Origin of the sequence: Streptomyces sp. TS71-3, assembly GCF_018327685.1 — a bacterium.
Classification (GTDB): Bacteria; Actinomycetota; Actinomycetes; order Streptomycetales; family Streptomycetaceae; genus Streptomyces.
Map to the genome: position 1 here is coordinate 2,505,016 of NZ_BNEL01000001.1, position 15,987 is coordinate 2,521,002.

At 73.4% G+C, this 15,987-nt stretch carries 12 protein-coding genes and 1 tRNA gene; 8 read left to right on the plus strand and 5 right to left on the minus strand.

Going from position 1 to position 15,987, the window contains the following annotated elements:
* Nucleotides 1–25 precede the first annotated feature (25 nt).
* Genes Sm713_RS10165 through Sm713_RS40275 form a run of 4 tightly spaced genes read right to left on the minus strand, consistent with a single transcriptional unit; the run spans nucleotide 26 to nucleotide 2,761 of the window.
* Nucleotides 26–568 (minus strand): hypothetical protein, encoded by a 543-nt coding sequence (locus Sm713_RS10165; protein WP_249416203.1) that lies wholly within the window; start codon nucleotides 566–568, stop codon nucleotides 26–28.
* Nucleotides 546–1,835: a WXG100 family type VII secretion target gene (locus Sm713_RS10170; protein WP_212909302.1), complete on the minus strand. Its 1,290-nt coding sequence runs from the start codon at nucleotides 1,833–1,835 to the stop codon at nucleotides 546–548. Before Sm713_RS10170 ends, Sm713_RS10165 begins: the two co-directional genes overlap by 23 nt.
* Nucleotides 1,835–2,134, minus strand: a complete 300-nt coding sequence (locus Sm713_RS10175) for a DUF6317 family protein (protein WP_249416204.1) — start codon at nucleotides 2,132–2,134, stop codon at nucleotides 1,835–1,837. Before Sm713_RS10175 ends, Sm713_RS10170 begins: the two co-directional genes overlap by 1 nt.
* A 57-nt stretch (nucleotides 2,135–2,191) precedes the next feature.
* Nucleotides 2,192–2,761: an SAV_915 family protein gene (locus tag Sm713_RS40275; RefSeq protein ID WP_249416205.1), complete on the minus strand. Its 570-nt coding sequence runs from the start codon at nucleotides 2,759–2,761 to the stop codon at nucleotides 2,192–2,194.
* Between the two features lie 858 nt (nucleotides 2,762–3,619).
* Here Sm713_RS40275 and Sm713_RS10185 point away from each other — a divergent pair.
* The 3 genes from Sm713_RS10185 (at nucleotide 3,620) to Sm713_RS10195 (ending at nucleotide 5,311) form a co-directional block, all read left to right on the plus strand.
* Nucleotides 3,620–4,102 carry a hypothetical protein gene (locus tag Sm713_RS10185; protein WP_212909303.1) on the plus strand — a complete coding sequence of 161 codons (483 nt, stop codon included), beginning with the start codon at nucleotides 3,620–3,622 and terminating at the stop codon, nucleotides 4,100–4,102.
* 142 nt (nucleotides 4,103–4,244) lie between these two features.
* Entirely contained in the window at nucleotides 4,245–4,715 is a 471-nt protein-coding gene (locus Sm713_RS10190; protein WP_212909304.1) for a pyridoxamine 5'-phosphate oxidase family protein, read from the plus strand.
* Nucleotides 4,716–4,780: 65 nt separating this feature from the next.
* Nucleotides 4,781–5,311 carry a hypothetical protein gene (locus Sm713_RS10195; RefSeq protein ID WP_212909305.1) on the plus strand — a complete coding sequence of 177 codons (531 nt, stop codon included), beginning with the start codon at nucleotides 4,781–4,783 and terminating at the stop codon, nucleotides 5,309–5,311.
* 369 nt (nucleotides 5,312–5,680) lie between these two features.
* Here the strand turns inward: Sm713_RS10195 and Sm713_RS10200 are convergent.
* Nucleotides 5,681–5,755, minus strand: a tRNA-Cys gene (locus Sm713_RS10200).
* A gap of 375 nt (nucleotides 5,756–6,130) precedes the next feature.
* Between Sm713_RS10200 and Sm713_RS10205 the strand changes: the two genes are divergently transcribed.
* From Sm713_RS10205 to Sm713_RS10225, 5 genes are all read left to right on the plus strand, one after another.
* A complete protein-coding gene (locus Sm713_RS10205) occupies nucleotides 6,131–9,388 on the plus strand; it encodes an amidohydrolase family protein (RefSeq protein WP_212909306.1) in 3,258 nt (1,085 codons plus the stop codon).
* 350 nt (nucleotides 9,389–9,738) lie between these two features.
* Entirely contained in the window at nucleotides 9,739–11,403 is a 1,665-nt protein-coding gene (locus tag Sm713_RS10210; RefSeq protein ID WP_212909307.1) for an MFS transporter, read from the plus strand.
* Nucleotides 11,404–11,662: 259 nt separating this feature from the next.
* Nucleotides 11,663–13,423, plus strand: coding sequence for a DEAD/DEAH box helicase (locus Sm713_RS10215; protein ID WP_212911918.1), 1,761 nt, complete (start codon nucleotides 11,663–11,665; stop codon nucleotides 13,421–13,423).
* Between the two features lie 720 nt (nucleotides 13,424–14,143).
* Complete coding sequence (locus Sm713_RS10220; protein WP_212909308.1) at nucleotides 14,144–14,785, plus strand: IclR family transcriptional regulator; 642 nt, start codon at nucleotides 14,144–14,146, stop codon at nucleotides 14,783–14,785.
* Between the two features lie 203 nt (nucleotides 14,786–14,988).
* Nucleotides 14,989–15,780 (plus strand): S16 family serine protease, encoded by a 792-nt coding sequence (locus Sm713_RS10225; RefSeq protein WP_212911919.1) that lies wholly within the window; start codon nucleotides 14,989–14,991, stop codon nucleotides 15,778–15,780.
* Nucleotides 15,781–15,987 lie beyond the last annotated feature (207 nt).

Sequence of the window (15,987 nt, forward strand, 5' to 3'; positions counted from 1 at the left end):
GCCGATCAGCCCTTGAGGGGGCCGCTCAGCCCCCATCGCCTTCCATCGCGCGGCGCGCGCCGACCTCGCTGGGGTACTCGCGGACCGTGAAGGCGGCGATGGTCCAGCCGACGCAGAACGCCGCGAAGGCGGGCAGCACCGGCGCCGCGATCACCACCAGGAGGCGTCCCGCCATCGCAAGGCCGGTGGAACGTCCGGTCGCCGCCCGCCTGGTGCTCCGGGCCCGGCCCGGTGTGGGCGGGTCGGCAAGCCCCTTGCGGTGGCCCCGGCGCTGCACCACCCATCCCCACACCACGGCCACGCACGAGGCGGCCACCTGCGCCCAGTCCCACACCGTGCGCAGACCGGACGGCAGTTCGTCACGGAAGCTCTGGTACAGGCTGAGCGCCACGAAGCAGAAGAAGGCCAGCACGACGAGCCACAGGAGTGCCGAGAGTGTCCGGCGCGTCCAGTAGCGCGCGCCGCGCTCGTACCAGGTGGTGCCGAGCCCCGGAAGCTTCGGGATCCGGCGGTCGCGCCCGGTGGGGGACCCGGAGGCGGGGACGTCAGAAGATGCTCTTGATGCCACCCCAGACATCCTTTCCCAGTCGTTTGAAGTCGTCACCGCTCTCCGAGAGGACGTGGCCGCTGCCGTGCAGCACGCCACCGACCACACCGTGGTCGTGGATGTCCTCGCTCCAGTGCTCGTGGAAGGCGTGGTCGATGACGCCCGTCGCGCCGACCACCACCGCACCGCCCACGCCCGCGACGGCGAGCGCGGGCACGTCGAACGGTGCTGCCGCGACAAGGCCCGCCGTGATGGCCGTACCCGCGGCCAGCCCCGCGAGGTTGGCACCCCCGTCCACCGCGACCGAGTGCTGCCAGGACCAGCCCTTGTCGTGGTCGTCGGAGGCCTCCAGCAGCCCGCAGGCGCTCGCCGCGGCGACGTCCAGGACCGGGACCTCCTTGAGGAAGTCCGGCAGCTTCTCCACGCCCTCGCCGACCCGCAGCGCGTGCGCGGCGTCCGCCATCTTGACGTTCAGAACGCGGTCGTAGGGGAGCGCGGTGCTGCCGTGGTCGGCGCGGGCGATGTCCTGCTCCAGCGACTCGACGTTCGCGACGGCGTCGCGGTAGGCGCTCTTGGCGGGCAGGTCCTTGGGGAGCGAGCGGCCCTCCTTCTGGAACGCCTTGCGCTCCTTGCGGAGTGCCTTCTTGGCCGCCTGCTCCTCGTCCCTGGCGTCCGCGATCTTCTCGCGGGCCTCCTTGCCGCCGGCCCGCGCGTCCTCGGCGTCGTAGGCGTACAGGCCGCGCAGGTAGTCGGCGAGCGTGAGCTTGTCGCCGGGAGAGACCTTGCCGGTGGCCTGGGCGTACAGCCCGCGGAGCTTGTCGGCGGCGACGAGCCGGGCGTGCTCGGCGGTGTGCAGGATCTCCTTGCGCGCCGTCGTGTAGTCGTTCAGGGCGGCGCTCGCCTTCCGGGCGTCCGCGCCCGGCGGATCGGCGGTGGCCATCTGGCCGGGCACGCCCTTGGCGAGCATCGGCACGCCCTTGCGGACGGCGATGTCCTCGGCGTTCTTCAGGGCCGTCTCGCACGAGGAGAGCGCGCCCGCCAGCGTGTCGAGGATGTCGCCCGCGTCGTGCACCAGGTTGGCGAAGGCGCCGGCCGTCAGCGCGTCCTCGCTCCAGCGGCCGCGGAAGTCCTCGGCCGCCTCGCCCTTCCAACTGGCGTCGCCCACGAGCGACTCGACCTCGCGCCCCAGGGGATGGACCACGCCTTCGAGTGCCTTCTTGGCGTTCTTGTACGTCTCGGCCATGGTCCGCAGCCCGCCGATGTCGCCGCCGACCCAGCTGTCGCCCATCAGCCCTCTCCCACCATCAGGTCCTCGAACAGGCCGTGCACGTCGATGTCGTGCCGCCGGAACGAGGCCGTGGCGTACGCGACCCGGTCCCCGTGGTCGTCCAGCCGGTCGGCGAAGCCCGTGTGCAGGGCGACGATGAGGTCGGCGACCTCCTTGATGGCGTGGTCGAGCCCGCCGTCGCCGCCGCTCACCACGGGCGGGGCGACCTGGGCGTGCAGCCCCCGGTAGTTGCCCGCCTCGCGGTGGAACGTGGCGGACATCGAGGTGAGATCCCCCAGCACCGCCTTGAAGTCGGCCATCAGCGCATCTCCTGCGCGTAGGCGGCCATCAGCGCACCTCCCGCGCGTAGGCGGCCATCAGCGCACCTCCCGCGCGTAGGCGGCCAGGTCGGCCGGCTGCCAGTTCCGCTGTCCCGGGGCCACCCGCGGGTCGAGCCGGACGGTGAGGCCGCGCTCGCGCATGCCCTCGGCCAGCGGCCCGATCGACGCGGCGATCCACGGCTGGGCCTCGCCGAGCGCGGCCACCAGCCTCTGGGGCGTGGAGAAGGCGAGGGCCACGGTTCCGTCCGCCGGATGCTCGAAGAGCTCGCAGGCGATGAAGGGCACGCGCGCGGGGCGGCCGTCCGCGTCCGTGGTGTCGACGTAGCGGGGATGTGCCGGTACGCAGACGGGCGTGTGGTACGCGGGAATGCCGGGCTTCGGTGCCGGGGGCGCGGCTGGGGCTTCGGGGGCGGGCGGGTTCGCCCCGGTCGGCGGCGCGGGCGGCGATGGCGGCGGGAGTGGCGGGAGCGGCTGGGTCTCGGCGTAGTCGAGGATGCGCGAGGGGCGGGGCGCCGCCTCCGCCTCCGCGGCGGGGTCCGCGCCCGGGGGCACGGGCGGCCGTGTCTCGATGTAGTCCAGGATGCGTGACCGGACCGGCTCCCCCACCGCCGCCTCCCCCTTCGGCTTCTGCTTCCCCACCGCGGGGCCCGCCGTGGGTTCCCGCCACGGGCGCGCTTCCCGATCGCTCCGGTACGGCGACGTGGCTCGGCTGACGCGAAGTCAGCTCGCAACCGGCCCGAGCGACACGTCCGATATGGATCCCCCCGCGGTGGCCCCGCCACAGTAGTCAGCGGCCACCGGCGCAAATCCGCCTATGTCAGAGCGAGGGGCGGGGCGTATGCGAAACCCATACGGCGGTTTTGTCGCGACCTGGCCGACTCTTGACCGCCGGGTGACCGGATCCGAGCGGCTCAGGAGGCGGGGGAGTGGCATGTGCCGCTGCGCGGGGAGAGGAGGCCGCGGTGGCCCGGTGGCGAGATCCGGGCAATCGTCGCTCTGCGTGTCTGGCCGGTCGGCCCAGAGTAATTAGAGTTACTCACTGGTTCTTCGCCGTGCGGGGAGAACATGGGCTTATCGGATGCGGCGGCCGTGGTCGGCCACGGAGACGGGGATGCCGCCGAGGACCTGGCCGCCGAGCCGGCGTCCTCCATGGAGTCAGGGCAGCGGGTGGACGGACTGATGCACAAGCAGATTCAGGCGTACCGGTTCTGCGCTCCTCGCGCGTCCGATCGGCAGGGCGCCGTACCGGGCGTCACTTCCGGCACCGCGTTGGCCCAGGAGAGGGCGTTGATTTCGGACATTGTCGGTAGAGATCCCACGCCGGAACGGCTCCGGGAGTCGGCGGGCGGCCGGAGCGCTGTCCCCGGTACCGGCCCGCCCCTTCGGCACGGCGAGAGGATCCCCATGCGCACCAGCGGTACGCGGCGTGCTTCCCGATGGGCTGCCGTATCGACTCTCCTGGGCGTGCTGCTGGTGGGCGCCACGATCGCGTCCGCTTCCGCCGAATCGGTCCGCGGCAAGCCGGGGGGTCTGGAGGCGGTGAAGGCCGAGCGGACGTGGAAGGCCGGCACGGGTGACGGCGTGACGCTCGCCGCGGTCGACCCCAGAGTGGCCGACACCGCCGTCGTCGACACGGCAGTGGTCAACACCTCCGTGGTGGACACCTCCGTGGTCGACGCCTCCGTGAGAGGCACTGGAGCCAGTGCCTCTCCTTCCGTCCTCCCCGCCGCGGTCCTCCCCGCCGCGGCCTCCGCCTCCCCGGATCCGAGCGGCACGGGTGCCGCCGCCCCGGAGGACACCGGTCACCAGTACAAGCACGAGGGCCCGGGTACCTCGCCCAGGTCGGGCGACGCCGCCTTCCCGATCCTCTGGCTGGCCGTGGGCATCGGTGCGTTCCTGGCCGTCGCCATAGCGGTCACCACGGCCTTCCGCCGCCGGCCGATGTGAGGGGCGACGGCACGCGGGACGAGCCGGCCCCGTACGCGGTGGACCGTCCGGCGGAGGGACGGCGCTTGGCGTGGGAAGCGGACAACTGCCTGCACCGCACGGCACGATGATGCGTGAGGTGCCGACGCGAGGAGGGTTCCGTATGGAGAGCCGAGTGGACGACGGTGTGGTTGCCGCGATCGAGGAGCTGGTGGCTGCGTCGAGGGGGCTCGTCGTCGTCACGACGGTCCGGGCTTCCGGCATGCCCCACTCCACCGTGGTGAACGCCGGACCGGTCGTGCACCCCGTCACCGGCGAACCCGCGGTGGGCCTGGTCGCGGTGGGCGGCTCGCTGAAGCTGCGCCACCTGCGCCAGGACCCGCGCGGCGTCGTGGTCTTCCGCGACGGCCCCCGGTGGCTCGCCGTCGAGGGCGTCGCCACGCTCGTCGGCCCCGACGACCCCTACCCTGGCGTCCCCGCGGAGGACGTTCCCGGGCTGCTGCGCGACGTCTACCGGGCCGCGGGCGGCGGCGAACATCCCGACTGGGACGAGTTCGACACGGTGATGGCCCGCGAGCGGCGCACGGCGGTCTACCTCGGGATCGGGCGCACGTACGGGGTGTATCCGCGGTAGCGGGTGTGCGCTTGGCGGGCAGAGGCCCTGTTGGCAAGAGCACTGGCGCCTGCCAGGCTCACGCCATGTCCGCCGTTGTCATTGCGGTGGTCGCGGCTGTTTCCTCGGTCGTCGCCGCGGCCGTTGCCGGAGTGTTCGCGCTGGCCGCGCGGCGCCTTGATGCGCGCGTGCAACGCCTGGACAAGGTGCAGGAGCGGATCTCGGAACGCAAGTACGGCATGTACGAGCCGGTCGTCGAGCTGCTGGGCCGCATGTTCACGACGGATGAGCTGCCGACCCCGGAGGAGAAGGAGCACAAGCGGCGCTTCGACAACTGGGTCATCGTGTACGGGTCCCCGGGGACCGTGCGCGCCTACTCGCGGCTGATGCAGGCCCTGCCGCACCATCCTCCCGGCGACATCCAGATCCGGCTCTACGCCGACTTCCTGCTGGCGGTCCGCGAAGACATCGGTGACCCCGTCGGCACGCTCGATCGGGTGGAGATCCTCGGGACGCGGCAGGTGCGCCTCAGCGACACCGCAAGTCTCACGGATCCCGATCTCGATGCGGTCTGCACGCGCCTGGGTTGGCCGCCGCCGTGGCGGTCCGGTCGGTGAGCCTTTTCGGCGAGGCCGCCGATTCCGGGGCAGCCACTTCGACGCGAAGGGGCGCACCCGGGAGGGCACCGTCCGATAATGGCCGAGCTGTTCGTGGAGCCGACCTACGACTCGAACCGGCCGCCGGACACTCGATGCTCGGCGGCCACGCCCCGTCCCGGTCGGGTCGGCCGTTCTTCGGGCACCCGCCACTCGGCATGCGTTCGCCTGGCGGGTGATTCAGGAGCCGTCGAACGCTGCCGCTACGCCCGTCGGCCCGCTCAATGGTCATGTTTGGACCTGCATGCCCGACGTCAACCGACTCGGGAACTCGGACGGACAACCAAAAGGGCGGCACCCCTCCGGGGGTGCCGCCTTCGTTCTGCCTGGTGGAGGCCGTGGCGGGAATCGAACCCGCGTAACTCGCTTTGCAGACGAGTCCCTGAGCCACTCGGGCACACGGCCATCGGTTGAAGCGCCCGCCGCGCGCCGGCCGTCGTGTCGGGACCCGGCCGCCGGCGGGCGAACCCTTCAGCGGATCTGACGGTACGGGCACCCCAAGGGCCTCTCAAGGCGCGGGCGCGGGCCGCAACGGGACTGCCATACGGCGTTCATAAGCGGTAAGTGGCCTGGTGGAGAAGGCTTCCGCCCCGACGGCACGGCCACCGCGGCCGTCACCAGCCCGCGCCGTCGCCGATCCACCGCGCGGACCCGCCCGTTCGCTCCACCCCGCACTCCCCTCCCGCACCTCCCGCTCCTCCCACACCCTCGCTCCCCCCACACAACCCCACCCGCCCCGCCCCCTCCCCCAGGGTCCAGAACCCCCGTATCTTCCCGTCCATGACCCCTTTTCCCAGTGATTTACCGCGTCGAGGCGTTCTCAAAGTCGGGCTGGCCGGGGCGGGAGCGGCCGCGCTTCCGGTGCCGGGGCGGGCCGGGCCTCCCGGAGGGTCGGGGGCCGTGGTCGCCGAGGGTGCGCAGGCCGCCGAGGGTGCCCCTACGCGGAGGCTGACGTTCACCGAGGGCACCAACGCCTCCGTGACCGCCTCGCCGCGCGGCGACCGGCTGATCCTCGAAGTGCAGGGCGTGCTGTGGGCCGTGGCCCGCGAGGGTGGTACGGCCACCGCGCTGACCGGAGCCGACCTCGACCCGGCACGGGTGGCCTGGTCGCCCGACGGCTCGGTCGTCGCCGTCTGCGCCTACCGGGACGGCGGGTTCCACCTCTGGACGATGCGACCGGACGGTTCCGGTCTGAAGCAACTGACCTCCGGGCCCTGGGACGACAGGGGAGTCGCCTGGTCCCCGGACGGGACGCGGCTCGCGTTCGCCTCGGAGCGCGGCGGGGATCCCGCTGCCGGCTCCCGTTACCGCATCTGGACGGTGGACGTCCGCAGCGGCGAGCTGGCCCCGCTCACCGACGACGCCGGGGTCGAGGACTACGACCCGGCCTGGCACCCCGACGGTGACAAGGTGTTCTTCGTCCGCGCCGACGCGCAGGGCGGGCGGACGCTGGCCTCGGTGCCCGCCGCCAGGCGCGGGGGAGCGGTCACGGTCGAACGGACCGTGGACAGCGGCACCCTCGTCGGGCCCGCGGTGAGCGCGGACGGCCGGGTCGCCTGCGTGCACGTCGCCGGCGCCGTCCAGGGCGAGAACCCCGCCAGCGCCACGCTGCTGGTCGACGGTGCGCCCCTCACAGACGGCGAGGACGTCTCGCCCCAGCCGCCGTGCTGGACCGCCGACGGCACCCTCCTCTACCTGGCCGACGGCCACCTGCGCGCCCGCCGCCCGGCCGGGTCCGCCCCCGGCGCCCGGTCCGGGTCCGCGCCCGCCGCCGCGGCGGAGACCATCCCGTTCACCGCCGTCCTCGAACAGACCCGGCCGCGGTACCGCAGGAAGCGGTTCGACTTCGACTCCACGGCCGCCCGCCCGGTACGGGGCGTGCACCTGCCGGTGCTGGCCCCCGACGGGCAGTCCGTCGCCTTCGTCGCCCTGAACACCCTCTGGGTGATGCCCGTCGGCGGGCGGCCACGCGCGCTGGTGCGGGGCATCCCGACCGCGTACGTCCAGATGCCGTCCTGGGACCCGGACGGCCGCAGCGTGGTCTACGCCTACGACGGCGATCCGAACACCGGAGGACCCGCCAGTGACGGGCTGACCGCGGTCCGCCGCCACTGGCTGGGCGACGGCAAGGACGAACTGCTGGCGGGCGGCGGGCGCCTCAACCCCGTCCTCTCCCCGGACGGCACCCGGCTGGCCTGCCACGACACCACCGGCAACCTCTTCGTCAGGGACCTCGCCGCGGGAAAGGAGGAGCAGGTCATCGCGCCGCTGGGCGCCAACGGCCTCCCGGGGCGGCCGAGCTGGTCCCCGGACGGCCGGTTCATCGCCTTCTGCGACCGCAACCGCCTCAACCAGCGCTTCCGGGAGGGCTACAACGTCATCCGGGTGGTGGACGTCGCCGCCAAGGAGGCGTCGGTCCACCAGCCGATGCCGCACGCGTCGCTGTCCGACCGGGGCAACTGCGGACCCGTCTGGTCCCCGGACGGCACCGCCATGGCGTTCATCATGGACTCCGCCCTGTGGGTGCTGCCCGTCTCGCCGCAGGGCGCCCCCACGGGCGAACCGGTGCGGATCACCGACGAGGCCGCCGACCACCCCTCCTGGTCGGGCGACAGCCGGCACCTCCTCTACGAGACGTCCGGCCGGCTGCGGCTCGTCGGCCGCGACGGAAGCGGAGCGCGCTCTATTGGCGTGCCGCTCCGGTACGCCCGTGCCGTGCCGCCCCGCGGCGAGGTCACCCGGGTGCACGCCGGGCGGCTCTGGGACGGCACCGGCGAGCGGGTCCTCACGGACGTCGACATCGTGATCGCCGGCCACCGCATCGTCGCCGTCGAGCAGCACCGGGCGGGCGGGAGCGGCGCGGGGGAGCGGCTGATCGACGCCTCCGGGACCACCGTCCTTCCCGGCCTGTGGGACGCGCACACCCACCCCTGGCAGTACACCTACGGCGGCAGGCAGACCAGCCTGAACCTGGCCTACGGGATCACCAGCAACGCCTCGCTCGGCGGCTTCGCGCACGAGGGCGCCCGGATCAGGGAGTCCGTGGCCGCGGGCCGCCAGGCGGGACCCCGCCTCTTCGCCACCGGCGAGCTGATCGACGGCAGCAGGGTCGCCTACAGCATGGGCCGCGCCCACCGCACCCCGGACGGCGTCCGGCGCTCCCTGGACCGCGCCGTCGCGCTCGGCTACGACTTCGTCAAGACCTACGTGCGCGCCCCCGCCTCGACGATGCGGGAAGCCGCCCGCACCGCCCACGAACGGCTCGGCGTGCCCTCCGGGAGCCACCTCCTGTCGCCGGGCGCGAGCGTCGGCCAGGACCTGACCACGCACCTCCAGGCCACCCAGCGCTCGGAGTACGGCCGCGCGTACTCGCCGACGGGCCACTCCTACCAGGACGTCCACGAGACGTACCGGGGCGGCGACTTCGCGATCGTCATCACGCCGTTCACGGCGATCTCGCTGATCGGCGCCGACCCGGACCTTGCGCGCGACCCCCGCGTCACCTCGCTGATGGCGCCCTGGGACGCCGCCCTCATCGAGCAGTACGCCGCGAAGCCGCCGTCCGACGCCGCCATCCTCGCGGTGCGGGAGGAGGTCGCGGTGTACAAGCGGATACTGGCCGACGGCGGCAGGCTCGCGCTGGGCACCGACGCGCCCCTGACGCCCATCGGGCTCCACGTCCACATGGGGCTGCGCGCGCTGTACCGGTACGGCGGGCTGTCCGTCGCCGAGGTGCTGCGCACGGCGACGTCCGTGCCGGCCCGGCTCTTCGGCGCCGGCGACGACCTCGGCACCGTGGAGCCCGGCAAGCTCGCGGACCTCACGGTGGTCGACGGCGACCCGTTCCGCCGCTTCGACGACCTGGTCCGCACGGTGTGGGCGATGCGCGACGGTGTCGTGTACCGGGCGGACGACCTGGTCGCCGACACCACTCCGGCCGCGGCGCGCAGGCGTTCCGCGGACGGCGTCGACTGGCTGGACGTCAGCAGGCAGCTGCGGCGCGAGCCGTGCTGCACGGAGCACGCGTTCGCGCACTGAGCCGGACGGTGGCCGGTCGTTCCCCGCGCCCCCCTGATAGGGGCGCAGCCCCGTTTCTTAGGGGCGCGGGGAACTGCGCGACCAGCCACCACCGGCCGGTGGTCCGGATGCGACAGGATCTGCTGTTTTGGGGCGGTGGCGACCTGACGTCCCCCACTGCCTGAAGGGCGCGGGAGGTGCCCCCGGTCGTGGCTGGCCGCGCCCACGCGGCGGAGCCGCATATCGACACAGCCCCGCGCCCCTTCGGGGCGCTCCGCGCCGTCGGTTCGCCGGTGTACGACCAAAGGACCAGGCAGGCTCCGACCGCTGAGACAGGAGCCGATGCCAGTCATGCCCCTTACAGTGGCGGAATGAGCGCCCTTGAACCGCGCGACGCCCCGGCCGGCGCCGCCGAGACCGCCGATGAGCCGGACGGGGAGGGAGCGGCGGCCGACCCCGGGGCGGAGGCCGCGCCCGAAGCCGACGGCGCACGCGGCGTGCTGAGCCCGCCGTACCTGCCGCTCAGCCTCGGGATCGTCTCCGTCGTCCTGGTGATCGCCTTCGAGGCGACCGCCGTCGGCACCGCCATGCCCGTCGCCGCCCGCGAGTTGCACGGCCTCTCGCTCTACGCCTTCGGCTTCTCCGCGTTCTTCACGACCAGCCTGCTGGGGATGGTCCTGGCCGGGCAGTGGGCCGACCGGCAGGGGCCGCTCGCGTCGCTCGGCACCGGCATCGGGGCCTTCGCCGCGGGACTCGTGGTGGCCGGAACCGCGAGCTCCATGTGGCTGTTCGTCCTGGGCAGGGCCGTCCAGGGGCTGGGCGGCGGCCTGGTGATCGTGGCGCTGTACGTGGTCGTGGGGCGGGCCTACCCGGAGCGGCTGCGGCCGTCGATCATGGCGGGGTTCGCGGCCGGGTGGGTGGTCCCCTCCGTGGTGGGGCCGCTGGTCTCGGGCGCGGTCACCGAACAGCTCGGCTGGCGCTGGGTGTTCCTCGGCATCCCCGTCCTCGTCGTCTTCCCGCTGGCGCTCGCCCTGCCGCAGATACGGCGCCGTGCCTCGGGGCCGCCGGAGTCGATCCCGGCCGGGGCCCCGGAACCGATCCCGTCTGGGGCCCCGGAGCCGATCCCGTCTGGGGCCCGGGCCGGGGCTGCCTCCGGAGCCGGCGCCGCAGGGAACCCCGAAGCGACCGCGGCCCCGGACGCCGGGCGTGCCGCACGGGCGGCCGGCCGCCGCCGTATCCGTCTCGCGCTGGGCGTCTCGGTCGGCGCGGGTCTGGTGCAGTACGCCGCCCAGGACCTGGCCTGGCGCTCCCTGATCCCGCTGGCCGCCGGCGCGGCGCTGCTGGTGCCCTCGGTGCTGCGGCTGCTGCCGCCCGGCACGTACCGGGCGGTCCGCGGGCTGCCGTCCGTGGTGCTGCTGCGGGGGGTCGCGGCCGGATCGTTCATCGCGGCGGAGTCGTTCGTGCCGCTGATGCTGGTCACCCAGCGCGGCCTGTCGCCGACGCTCGCCGGGCTCTCGCTGGCGCTGGGCGGCGCCACCTGGTCGCTGGGCAGCTACGTGCAGTCCAGGCCCCGCGCCCAGCCGCACCGGGAGCGGCTGATGGCGGCCGGGATGCTGCTTGTCACGCTCGCCATCGCGGCGGTGCCCACCGCGCTGATCGAGGCCGTGCCCGTCTGGATCGTCGCGCTCGCCTGGGGCGTCGGCTGCCTGGGCATGGGCCTGGTGATCTCGTCCACCAGCGTGCTGCTGCTCAAGCTGTCCGCGCCGCACGAGGCGGGCGCCAACTCCGCGGCGCTGCAGATCTCCGACGGTCTCTCCAACGCGCTGCTACTCGCCGCGGGCGGCGCCGCGTTCGCCGCGCTCGGCGGTGGATCGGTCGCCCCGGCGGACACGGCCGGCTCGGCGGCGGCCACCGCAACCGCCTCCCACCCCGCCGCGTTCACCGTGGTCTTCCTGCCGATGGCGGTCGTCGCCCTGGCCGGCGTGTGGGTCACCACGCGGCTGCGGAAGCGGGAGCGGGAGCCTGGGCGCGTCTGAGGCCATGGAGGGTGCCCCAGGCGCCCCCTGAGACGCATCCCGCCCCGACTGTGACCTCTGTCCCACCCCGCCGCCGTCCGCCTCGTACCGCCTGGTGGCGCGGAAGCCGCCGTATAGGGTGGCCCGGTTGCCGTTCCCGCCGACCGAGCCATCCGGACCGGAGACCGTGACTACCAGCTCCTCCACCACCAGCGCCTCCTCCCACTCGTCCCCTTCCTCATCGCCGTCCTCGTCCTCCTCGTCCTCCTCGTCCCACCACCTGTCTCCCGCCTTTCCGGGCCGCGCGCCCTGGGGCACGGCGGGCAAGCTGCGTGCCTGGCAGCAGGGGGCCATGGACCGGTACATCCAGGAGCAGCCGCGGGACTTCCTGGCCGTGGCGACACCGGGAGCCGGCAAGACGACCTTCGCGCTGACCCTCGCCTCCTGGCTGCTGCACCACCACGTCGTGCAGCAGGTGACGGTGGTCGCGCCGACCGAGCACCTGAAGAAGCAGTGGGCCGAGGCCGCCGCGCGGATCGGCATCCGGCTCGACCCCGAGTACAGCGCGGGCCCGCTCAGCCGCGACTACCACGGCATCGCCATCACCTACGCGGGCGTGGGCGTGCGGCCCATGCTGCACCGCAACCGCGTCGAGCAGCGCAAGACCCTCGTCATCCTCGACGAGATCCACCACGCCGGCGACTCCAAGTCCTGGGGCGAGGCGTGCCTGGAGGCGTTCGAGCCCGCCACCCGGCGGCTCGCGCTCACCGGCACGCCGTTCCGCTCCGACACGAACCCCATCCCCTTCGTCGCGTACGAGGAGGGCAACGACGGGATCCGGCGGTCCGCCGCCGACTACACGTACGGATACGGCAGCGCGCTCCACGACGGCGTGGTGCGGCCGGTCATCTTCCTCAGCTACAGCGGCAACATGCGCTGGCGCACCAAGGCCGGCGACGAGATCGCCGCGCGCCTCGGCGAGCCGATGACCAAGGACGCCGTCTCGCAGGCCTGGCGCACGGCGCTCGACCCGCGAGGCGACTGGATGCCGAACGTGCTGAGCGCCGCCGACCGCCGCCTCAGCGAGGTCCGCAAGGGCATCCCCGACGCGGGCGGCCTCGTCATCGCCTCCGACCAGGACTCGGCACGCGCGTACGCGAAGCTGCTCCGCGAGGTCACCGGCGAGAAGGCCACCGTGGTGCTGTCGGACGACGGCGGCGCCTCCGGGCGCATCGACGAGTTCAGCGAGGGCGATGCCCGCTGGATGGTCGCGGTGCGGATGGTGTCGGAGGGCGTCGACGTGCCGCGGCTCGCGGTCGGCGTGTACGCGACGACGATCTCCACCCCGCTCTTCTTCGCCCAGGCGGTGGGCCGTTTCGTGCGGTCCAGGCGGCGCGGCGAGACCGCGTCCGTGTTCCTGCCGACCATCCCCGACCTGCTCGGCTTCGCGGGCGAGATGGAGGTCGAGCGGGACCACGTCCTCGACAAGCCGAAGAAGGACGGCGAGGAGGACCCGTACGCCGAGTCCGAGAAGGAGATGGCCGAGGCCAACAGGGAAGAGGACGAGGACACCGGCGAGCAGGACGCGCTGCCGTTCGAGGCCCTGGAGTCCGACGCGGTCTTCGACCGGGTGCTGTACGACGGCGCCGAGTTCGGCATGCAGGCGCACCCCGGCAGCGACGAGGAGCAGGACTACCTCGGCATCCCCGGGCTGCTGGAGCCGGACCAGGTGCAGATGCTGCTCCAGAAGCGGCAGGCACGGCAGATCGCGCACAGCCGGAAGAAGCCGGACGAGGAGGCCGATCTCCTCGAACTTCCCGCGGAGCGGCGGCCCGTGGTCAGCCACAAGGAGCTGATGGAGCTGCGGAAGCGGCTCAACACGCTGGTGAGTGCGTATGTCCACCAGAGTGGGAAGCCGCATGGGGTGATCCATACCGAGTTGCGGAAGGTGTGTGGGGGGCCGGCCAGTGCGGAGGCTACTGCGGGGCAGATTCGGCAGCGGATAGCCAAGGTGCAGGAGTGGGCTACGCGGATGCGGTGAGGGTCCGCCCCTTTCGGGGGCCGCGGGCGGCCCCCGGTTCCCCGGCTTGGTGCGGTGGGCGATTCTGACGGGTTCGCCGTGGTGTTTTGCGCAGTTCCCCGCGCCCCTTATTTCCGGGGCTGCGCCCCGAGCGGCTTCGTCTCCCGCGTTGAGGCGGTGGCGATGTGACGTCCCCCACTGCCTGAAGGGCGCGGGGATGGGGGTACCTCCCACGCCTTTAGGACAGTGGGGGAGCGACCAACCATGACGAGGCCGCGCATCGCCACTCCCCCGGCGGGGCAGACGCGGGGCCCGGGGCGCAGCCCCGCACGAAAAGGGCGCGGGGAACTGCGCAAAAGCCACGACGAAGCCGCACATCGCCACTCCCCCAGCGGGGCAGACGCGGGGCCCAGGGCGCAGCCCCGCATGAAGGGGGCGGCATGGTTACTTGCTGTACGCCGTACGTACACGGCGATTCCCGGCGAAACGCCCACCATGCTGCCCGGATTCTGGACGGAGTCTTCCGCTGAGCGAACCCGCTCGCTACCGTCCGGATACGCACACGCCCCGTGGTAGCGCAGCCGCGGAGTGCAGCCAGCCCTGCGCGACTCTTACGGGAGCCAGGCACAGCCCCCGGGGTCGCTGACCGTACCGGCGGCCTCTTGAAGCGCGTCGCCGATGGGACCGGAGGCGCACACTCCGCTCAGGGGCCGCCTACCCTCACCATGAAGGAGGGGCGTCGTGACCGCGGAGACATCCCAGACGCTCGACCGGGGCCTCAGGGTCCTCAAGCTGCTCGCCGACACCGACCACGGCCTGACCGTCACCGAACTCTCCACCCGGCTCGGCGTGAACCGCACCGTCGTCTACCGGCTGCTCGCCACCCTCGAACAGCATGCCCTGGTCCGCCGCGACCTGGGCGGCCGGGCCCGGGTCGGCCTCGGCGTGCTGCGCCTGGGGCGGCAGGTGCACCCGCTGGTGCGCGAGGCGGCGCTGCCGGCCCTGCGCTCGCTCGCCGAGGACGTCGGGGCGACCGCTCACCTCACCCTCGTCGACGGCACCGAGGCGCTGGCCGTCGCCGTCGTCGAGCCGACGTGGACGGACTACCACGTGGCGTACCGGACGGGTTTCCGGCACGCGCTGGACCAGGGCGCGGCGGGGCGGGCCATCCTGGCGGCCCGGCAGGCCATGGCCAAGGACCCGGGGTACACCCTGACGTACGGGGAACTGGAGGCCGGCGCGAGCGGAGCCGCGGCGCCGCTGCTCGGGGTGAGCGGGGTGGAGGGCAGCGTGGGCGTGGTGATGCTGTCGGACACCGTGCCGGAGGAAGTGGGCACCCGCGTGGTGGACGCCGCCCGAGAGGTGGCGCAGGCACTGCGCTGACGGGCCGCGGGCGCCGCACAGACGGGCCCGCAGGCGCCGCACAGACGGGGCCGCAGGTGCTGCACCGACGATGCCGATGGGTGCCGATGGACTTCGTCCGAGGGGCCACTGGCCCCGCACCGACGGGACCGATGACCCTGCGCCGACGCGTCGCGGGCCCGCGCCGAAAGGGCCCGGTTCGGCCGCCCGCCCCGCTCCGTTAGATTGGGGGTGTGTTTCGTCTGAGCCGGGGCAAGGCCCTCGTCGTCTGTGGTGTGCCTGTGGTGGGACTGATCGCCTCTGCCGCGCTCGCCCCGCTGCCCTTCTCCGTGGCACAGCCCGGAGTCACCGCGAACGTCCTGGGCACCTACCGGGGTGCCGAGGTCGTCAGCGTCACCGGCACGCCCACGCGGCACACCGATGGCCAGCTCAGGATGACCACGATCGCGGCCACCGGGCCCGACCAGGACGTCTACCTCGGCGACGTGGTCGACGGGTGGTTCCGCACCGACCGCACCGTCCTGCCCCACGACTCCGTCTACCCGGGCGGGAACACCCAGGAGAGCGAGCGGCGCAACACCGAGGAGATGAAGCAGTCGCAGGACAGCGCCACCACGGCGGCGCTCGGCTACCTCGGCAGGAAGCCCTCCGACGTGCACGTGAAGCTGCGCCTCGCCGACGTGGGCGGACCGAGCGCCGGGCTGCTCTTCTCGCTCGGCATCATCGACAAGGTGGCCGGCGACGGCAGCGGCGGCGATCTCACCGGCGGCCGGGTCGTCGCCGGCACCGGCACGATCGCCTCGGACGGCTCGGTGGGCACCGTCGGCGGGGTGGCCCTGAAGACCCGGGCGGCCCGGCGCGACGGCGCCACCGTCTTCCTCGTGCCCAAGGGGGAGTGCTCGGAGGCCCAGACGGACCTGCCCAAGGGCCTGCGCCTCGTGGCCGTCACCACCCTCAAGGGCGCCATCCAGTCACTGCGGGCACTGAGGTCCGGCGGATCGGTGCCGGGCTGCTGAGGACCGTCCCCCCTCCGGCGACCTGCGGGACCTCCGAAGCCCGCGAGCGCGGGGACCGGCCGGACAACCCGACCCCCACACCCCCGGAACACCCCTGAAGACATCAGGAACACCTCCGGAAGCCCCCGGACCACCTCCGAAAGACCCCCGGACCACCCCCGGACCACCCCCGGACCACCCTCGGACCACCCTCGGACCACCTCCGGC

Coding starts and splice junctions, on each gene's coding strand:
- Sm713_RS10195 (WP_212909305.1), top strand. CDS start 4,781: ATGTCCGCCGTTGTCATTGCGGTGGTCGCGGCTGTTTCCTCGGTCGTC.
- Sm713_RS10190 (WP_212909304.1), top strand. CDS start 4,245: ATGGAGAGCCGAGTGGACGACGGTGTGGTTGCCGCGATCGAGGAGCTG.
- Sm713_RS10210 (WP_212909307.1), top strand. CDS start 9,739: ATGAGCGCCCTTGAACCGCGCGACGCCCCGGCCGGCGCCGCCGAGACC.
- Sm713_RS10170 (WP_212909302.1), bottom strand. CDS start 1,835: ATGGGCGACAGCTGGGTCGGCGGCGACATCGGCGGGCTGCGGACCATG.
- Sm713_RS10175 (WP_249416204.1), bottom strand. CDS start 2,134: ATGGCCGACTTCAAGGCGGTGCTGGGGGATCTCACCTCGATGTCCGCC.
- Sm713_RS10205 (WP_212909306.1), top strand. CDS start 6,131: ATGACCCCTTTTCCCAGTGATTTACCGCGTCGAGGCGTTCTCAAAGTC.